The organism is Undibacterium sp. JH2W, from assembly GCF_049340425.1.
Classification (GTDB): domain Bacteria; phylum Pseudomonadota; class Gammaproteobacteria; order Burkholderiales; family Burkholderiaceae_D; genus Undibacterium.
In genome coordinates, this window is record NZ_JBMPOT010000076.1 from 1 (window position 1) to 417 (window position 417).

Annotated in this window: 1 rRNA gene; it reads left to right on the plus strand. The window is 46.3% G+C overall.

The features are described 5' to 3' along the window. A 5S ribosomal RNA gene (gene rrf / locus ACO0LC_RS29180) occupies nucleotides 1-107 on the plus strand; the annotation flags it as partial. Nucleotides 108-417 lie beyond the last annotated feature (310 nt).

The window sequence follows — 417 nt, forward strand, 5'->3', positions numbered from 1 at the left end:
GACCATAGCTAATCGGTACCACCCCTTCCCATCCCGAACAGGACCGTGAAACGATTACGCGCCAATGATAGTGCTGCAACCAGTGTGAAAGTAGGTTATCGTCAGGCTTTTATTCCGCATACCCCCACTCAAGCAATTGAGTGGGGGTTTTGCTTTTGCGCAAACGGAAAATACTTCACGCCATTAGCCGTAACAGACATCAAAAGAATCAAAAACTAACCCCAAGACCTCTGAACACAGAGACTCAGAGAGAAACAAGAGGGACACACTGAGATGTAGTAGTTGCGATCCGACCCGATCTGACAGTCACCCGGTTTGAAGTGCGGAATTGTCAGATCAAATTCAGTTATTTAGTTTTGTGATTTTATCGTGCCACGCCTCCTTTCCGTCAATTAGTGTTTGAATTGGTGTACGACC